A 6,750-nucleotide genomic window follows, 5' to 3' on the forward strand; every position below is an offset into this window, starting at 1 on the left:
GTCGAGGAACTGAGCAAGGCGGTTGGCAAGACCACGAAGACCGTCATCACGCGATCCCAGTCCATCGGCAAAAACCCCTTTGAAGGCCGCAGCCAATCCACGCGGACTGAAGAAAGCTCGTTATTGCCTGAAGATGAGGCGCGCCGTCTGCCGCTCGACGAGATCGTCATGGTCATCGATGCCCAGATGCCGGTCCGGGCAAAGCGGATCCAATATTTTGACGATCGGCTGTTCAAGGCGATCCACGCGGCGCAGACGGGGGAGTTGCCTTTTCCGAAGCCGGGGGGAGGTGGTTCGCAAGGCACGCTGCCGCTTAGTGTGCGCGCCATGCCGATGGCGCCGCCGCCGGACGGGCCAAGTGGACCCGAGGCCGATGTAGACGTAGCAGGCCAGCCTACTGATGCTGAACATTCAGGGCAATCTGATGTTGTTCCAAAGAAGACGGCGCCCGTCGTTCAAGCCGTCATCGCCGAGGAACAGCGTCAGATGGAGATGGATTTTGGCAGCCAGGTCGTGGATGCCGAAGCTGCGAGCGTCGTTGATGAGGCGCAAATGCGCTCTGCTGTCGATGGCTTGGATGAAATGGAAGCGATGCTGCGAGAGAACGGTGGTCAAAAGCTGGTTGCTCGATAGGGTGGCGGACATCGCCTGCTTGTCGGGGAGGACGGATTCCGGACATTTGCAAAGGGTGCGAAAAGGTTCAACGCCATAAGCAGGTGCGGACATTCGGGGCTGGCCGTCGCCAATGGTTGGCGTTCGTGCGAAGACCGAATGGCAAGTGTTTTGCGAACCAGTCAATCGGCTAAGTGCTCGACGGCGCTGGCCACCATATAACATCTTGAGGGAAGTTGGCCCAAACTGTATCCATATCGAGACATGGCAAACAACTTGACCGCCGAAAAAGCTCTGATCTTCAGGATTACGCACATCAACAATGTGCCGTGGATCCTCAGGCATGGGCTTCATTGCAAGAATTCCGGAGTGCAAGACCCCAATTTCGTGCGAATTGGGAACCTCGAATTAATTCAGCGTCGGACTGCACGGAATGTACCTGTTGCACCGGGCGGATCGCTATCAGATTACATTCCGTTCTATTTCACGCCATTTTCGATGATGATGTACAACATCAAGACTGGCTACGGAGGAATTCGCCAGTTCCCGAACACGGAGATTGTGATCATGGCGTCCTCACTTCGAGGGCTCGAGGATCGAGGCGTAGCAACGGTGTTTTCAGATCGCCACGCATACCTCCAGACTGCGCAATTCTTCACCTCGCTCGACGACCTCGACAAGGTCGACTGGGGCATCCTGCAGCGTAGAGACTTCAAACGCGACGTCGATGATCCCGAAAAGACGGATCGCTACCAGGCCGAGGCGCTCGTGCACAGGCACTTGCCAGTGGAGCACCTTGCAGGCATAGTCTGCCTGAGCGAGAACGAAAAAGGAACACTTGAACAGCAACGGGAGGAGGTTGGGCTCGATCTCAAGATCGTGGCGCGACCAGGCTGGTATTTCTGATGGTAACTTACACGCAAGGCAATCTTCTGGAAGCTGACGTTGACGCGGTGGTGAACACCGTGAACACGGTCGGAATCATGGGCAAAGGAATTGCCCTCATGTTCAAGGAGCAATTCCCACGAAACTTCGAAGCTTATGCGCGCGCCTGCGATGCAGGCGAAGTGCGTACTGGCAAAATGTTTGTTACCGAGAACAAGGAGCTCTTTGGGCCGCGCTGGATCATCAATTTCCCGACAAAGACCCATTGGCGAGTGAAAACTAAGATTGAATGGGTCGAGGATGGATTGAAGGACCTTGTCCGAGTAATTCGTGAGAAAGGAATTAATTCAATTGCGATCCCTCCACTTGGCTGTGGTAATGGTGGCCTTGACTGGCGCGATGTGCGTCCTCTTATCGAGTCGGCATTGGCGGAACTTGAAGGGGTCAATGCCATCGTCTACGAGCCGACTTCCAAGTATCAGAATGTCGCCAAGCGCACTGGTGTTGAGAAGCTCACCCCGGCACGCGCACTGGTGGCTGAGATGGTACGTCGGTACTCACTCCTTGGGATTGAATGCTCGATTCTTGAGGTGCAGAAATTGGGATGGTTTCTCGAGCGCGGCGTGAAACGGTTCGGGGGTTCGGACGCACTCAAGTTCAGGTTCCAAGCAAACAAGTACGGACCTTATTCGCATAACCTGACGAAGCTGCTCGACAGTCTCGATGGAAGTTATCTCCGGTGCGACAAGCGCCTTGCAGATGCCGATCCCTTGGATCTCATTTGGTTCAACGACGCAAAGTATGATCGAGTGCAAGCCTATCTGAACTCGGGTGAAGGGAAGCAGTTCTCAAGCGTACTGGAATGGGCTTCGGCCACCATCGATGGCTTTGAGTCGCCTCTCGGCATGGAACTTCTGGCGACTGTCGACTGGATGATGCAGCACGACGATATCGAACCGACTGTTGAGGGAGTGATGGAAGGTCTTAAGGACTGGGCTGGCGGGGAAGTCGCTGGACAGCGCAAATTGAAGATCTTCGATCGCCGGTTGGTCGCCATCGCTTTGGGCCAACTTCAGACATCGAACAGGCTGCCTGCCTGTTAATCTTTGAGTTCGTGGGCGGGAAGCACACATGCGGCGATGCCGCGTTGCTTCCGCAGCATCGTTACAACGCGGACATTCGTGGGAGCATCAAATCAACAAACCAATAAAGGAGAGCATTCATGGCACTTAAACCAGGACCGAAGCCGATAGCAAAATCAACCGGGAAACCGGATCAGCGACGCCGTGACAACAAAACCACACCAGGGAACACACCGTCCCTCAAACCTAGCAAATCTAGCAAGCCCCCCGCAAAAAAATGAAAGAGGGTTCTCGTTAATTCGCCCTTCTAACCTCGCAGGCCGATCACTTCCACGTAGGATGGCGGGTCTCGGGACGGAAAGGCCGGTTAATTCTGACTAAGTCTGAACCTTAACGGTCGCAGCCGTTTGGGCATAAGACCGCAAAGCGCTGAGAGCAGTCCCGCGCGTCTGGCGCAGCATCGCGCCAAACTCTGAAACGCAGGGCGGAAAGCGGCCTCATGGCGCCGCGGCATTGCAGCCGCAGCCTAACCGTGAGACCAGCCATTCAGATTGATGGCCGCTGGCAACGGATTCATGACCACCTAACGGGTATAACGTCGACTTCCCCTAAGGGCCTGCAACACAATTGCAGCGACCGCTCGGACGTAGTCGCGCTTGCACCCTACGGCAAGTCACACTGCCGCCGCCCGCGCGCCGTTCTGGCCAACCGCGGGCCAGTTAGCGCCTAACTTTACAGAGACCCGCATTGCGTGGTCTCATTGGGAAGAAAAACTAATTGATCACAGGGATGTAGCGAATGAGTGAGGCACTTCAGAAACTCTTCGAGCATGGCACGAAGTGGGTAAGGGCAGATTTCCACCTGCACACTCGAGCGGATAAGGAATTTCGTTATGACGGCGACGCTGACCGTTTCGTCGCCAGCTATGTCGAGGCGCTTGAAGCTAACGGAACACGCCTTGCCGTCATCACCAACCACAACAAATTTGACTTGGAAGAATTCAAGGCTCTGCGCAAGAGGGCGCGCAAATTCGGTATCGGTGTGCTCCCCGGCGTGGAACTATCCGTCAAGGACGGCGCAAACGGCGTTCACACACTCGTGGTATTTTCCGAAGCTTGGTTGGCCGATGGTCAGGATTACATCAACCAATTTCTTGGCGTAGCGTTTGCTGGGAAGGTTCCCGCGCAATACGAGCAGGAAAACGGACGTAGCAATGATGACCTGATCGAGACGCTCAGAAAACTGGAATCCTACAACCGCGACTTCTTCATTATCTTCGCGCATGTCGAGGCCAATAGTGGCCTGTGGAAGGAGTTAAGCGGCGGGCGAATGGGCGAACTTGCCGCTGAGCCGCTCATTCAAAAATATGCCCTTGGCTTCCAGAAGGTCCGCACCCATGACAAGCAGGATGGCGTTTGCCGCACGAAGGTCAAGGGCTGGTGGGGCGATCACTATCCAGCCGAAGTGGAAGGCTCTGATGCAAAAGAAATTTCTGAAATCGGCAAAGGTAAGAAGGTTTATCTGAAGCTTGGCGATGTTGGTTTCGATGCGGTGAAATTTGCCCTGACGGATCATGCTTTCCGCGTTGCGCCGGATATACCGTCCATAGGCCATTCCCACATCAACGCCGTTCGCTTTGAAGGCGGGTTGCTGGATGTTAGGCGTGTTACCTTCTCTCCGCATCTGAATTGTCTGATTGGCATTCAGGGCAGCGGAAAATCTTCTATCCTGGAAAGCGTGCGCTACGCGCTTGATATCCCCTTTGGCGAAAAGGCACAGGACAAGGAATATAAGGATAAGCTCCTGCCCCATGTTCTGAAAAGCGGCGGCAAGGTAATTGTCGAAGCGACCGATCGGCATGGCGGTCGCTATGAGGTTAGGCGCATCTGGGGGCATTTGCCGGATGTTTATGTCGATGGCGTGCTGCGCCCCGGTGTCTCCATTAAGGAGACGATCATCGCCAAGCCGCTTTACTTCGGGCAGAAGGACCTCTCCGCTGCTGGAAAGGGCTTCGGGCACGATCTTGTCGAAAAGCTCATGGGCGATAGCCTAAAGGGTGTGCGGCAAAAGATCGAGGAACGCGCGGGCGAACTAAAGTCGGCTATAGAGAGCTTCAATTCTGTCCGCGGCGATGCGGAGGACAAGCAAGCGCTGGAAGATGAACTCAAGGATGTTGAATTCAACCTGGAGCAATTCGACAAGCATGGCATCAAGGACAAGCTTGAAAAGCAATTGGCCTATAGCGAGGACCTGACCTACTGTCAGGGTATTGACGAGACGGCTGCGGCCTGGCGCAAGACGATTGATGATGCTGCAACCCAGGCCGAAGAAGATTTCAAGCTGATAGAAGTTCATGCCTCCGATCAAAATGCTGATTTCTTCACGCGCTACGCAGCCAAGGTGGAAGAGCTAAAAGGCACGGTTGCGACAGCCAAGGCTCTTGCTGCCACCATCAAGACCAAGTCCGGCGATCTGGATGAACTGCGCCAAGAGCTTGAAGGCGTGCGCGACGGCCTAAAGGAAGAATTTGCCGAGACCGAGCGGGAACTGGTCAAAGCGTTGGACGAACAGGGCGTTACCTCGATCCAGCCGGATGCCTATATCAAGCTTACGCAGCGCAAGCAGGAGCTTGAAGCTGAAATCGCCGAGCTGGCCAAGCGGACGGGAAAGGAAAAAACAAGGCTCGAAGCCGTCCTGATCGCCATGACATCGCTGAATGATGCCTGGCACGATGAATTCAAGTTAATCGCGGCGGCGCTGAAAATCATCAACGAATCGCAAGGATCATTGAGAGTAAATGCAGCGTTCAAGGGAGACCGCAACGCCTTCACGACCCATATCGACGGGTTACTTCGAGGCAATAATCTTCGCAGGGAATATTATAATGCACTTGCAGAGGCTTACTCCGATTTTGGCGAGATTTTCAAAGACCTCGAAAAGGCTTGTGCTCACGCGAAGGGAAAAAGCGAGGACTTCAAAAAGCTCTTCATAGCAAATCTCTACGCACTCATCTCTTATCAGGTGCCCAACAGCTATGCGGTGACGTATCACGGCAAAGCACTTCTGTCGCATTCTCTTGGTCAGCGCGCCTCCGCGATGATGCTCTTCCTGCTTAGCCAGAAGGGGAATGATCTTCTGCTCATCGACCAGCCGGAAGATGATCTTGATAGCCAGACCGTCTACGAGGAGGTGGTCAAGCTGCTTCGGCGGATCAAGCCAAACCAGCAATTCATCTTCGCGACACATAACGCGAATTTTCCGGTGCTTGGCGATGCCGAGACCATCACCACATGCAGCGCCAGCGATGATGACATCGCCATATCGGTTGGCAATATCGACGATAAGTCCTGTCAGTCCAACGTCATTTCCATCATGGAGGGCGGCCCGGAGGCATTTGAGCGCCGCAAGACAATCTATCAAATCTGGAAAGCCCGTGCCGTCTGACCATATCTAAAAGAACACGCAACGCTTCACCACTCTACTCTCGGCTACATTCGCCTCCGGTTTTTGCTGCACTCGGCTGTGAGCGGCCACTTCGGAGGCCCGAATGCAGCGCTGGCACACTTGGCTTTCCCGACCACGCTGCACACCGCCATAGATGATCGGTTCGGTGTATCCGCAGCACAGCGAAAGTGAACCCGGTGAACGGCCTCGGCCGTCACCGTCGTCCAAGTCGACCCAGTCTCGCCAGCTGCGCCAGCATTTTTGACCCCGTGTCTGCGGATCCTGTGCCTCCTGCGGAACCCGTCTGCCCCATGCCTTGCCTCACGGGCATCTGCTGTAAGCCGAAGAACTGCCGCGCCCTGAGGGCTGCGTATTCTGCGCCACTGGCCCCGCCGATGAGGTAGCGATTGTAGGCCTGCTGGCTTCCCATGGCGGCGCGGGCAAAGCTGTAGCCGCCGCCGAGACCTCCGGAGAGGGCGGGCATCATGATGTTGCCGGAGATCGCGCGGACGATGAAGGGCGTGGCGATAATGAAGCCCTTGGCCATGAGCACCATCATGAAGAAGGGGATGAGCGCGCCGATGTTTGAGGCCCCTTCGGGATCGCCTAGTTCACCGATGAGAGCCGAGGCCACCCCGGTGATGGTCGCGAAGACCCCTGCGACCACGATAGGGTAGATCGCGAAGGAGATAAGCGCGGATAACCAGCGCGCGAAATAATCCTTGGT

Annotated in this window: 5 protein-coding genes; 4 read left to right on the plus strand and 1 reads right to left on the minus strand. The window is 55.3% G+C overall.

Features of this window, described 5'->3' with window-relative positions:
• The 4 genes from WBC85_RS06670 to WBC85_RS06685 all read left to right on the plus strand — a co-directional run.
• On the plus strand, nt 1-633 hold a 633-nt coding region (locus WBC85_RS06670; protein ID WP_424434228.1), incomplete at its 5' end, for a type IV secretory system conjugative DNA transfer family protein.
• 255 nt (nt 634-888) lie between these two features.
• Complete coding sequence (gene darT, locus WBC85_RS06675; protein WP_206054332.1) at nt 889-1,518, plus strand: type II toxin-antitoxin system toxin DNA ADP-ribosyl transferase DarT; 630 nt, start codon at nt 889-891, stop codon at nt 1,516-1,518.
• Nucleotides 1,518-2,600: a type II toxin-antitoxin system antitoxin DNA ADP-ribosyl glycohydrolase DarG gene (darG, locus tag WBC85_RS06680; RefSeq protein WP_120352483.1), complete on the plus strand. Its 1,083-nt coding sequence runs from the start codon at nt 1,518-1,520 to the stop codon at nt 2,598-2,600. Before darT ends, darG begins: the two co-directional genes overlap by 1 nt.
• Before the next feature lie 777 nt (nt 2,601-3,377).
• Nucleotides 3,378-6,023 (plus strand): TrlF family AAA-like ATPase, encoded by a 2,646-nt coding sequence (locus WBC85_RS06685; RefSeq protein ID WP_424434233.1) that lies wholly within the window; start codon nt 3,378-3,380, stop codon nt 6,021-6,023.
• A gap of 214 nt (nt 6,024-6,237) precedes the next feature.
• Here WBC85_RS06685 and WBC85_RS06690 read toward each other — a convergent pair.
• Nucleotides 6,238-6,750, minus strand: a 513-nt coding sequence (locus WBC85_RS06690) for a type IV secretion system protein (RefSeq protein WP_424434236.1), incomplete at its 5' end; no start/stop codon positions are given.

The organism is Planktotalea sp., from assembly GCF_049680325.1.
GTDB lineage: Bacteria > Pseudomonadota > Alphaproteobacteria > Rhodobacterales > Rhodobacteraceae > Planktotalea.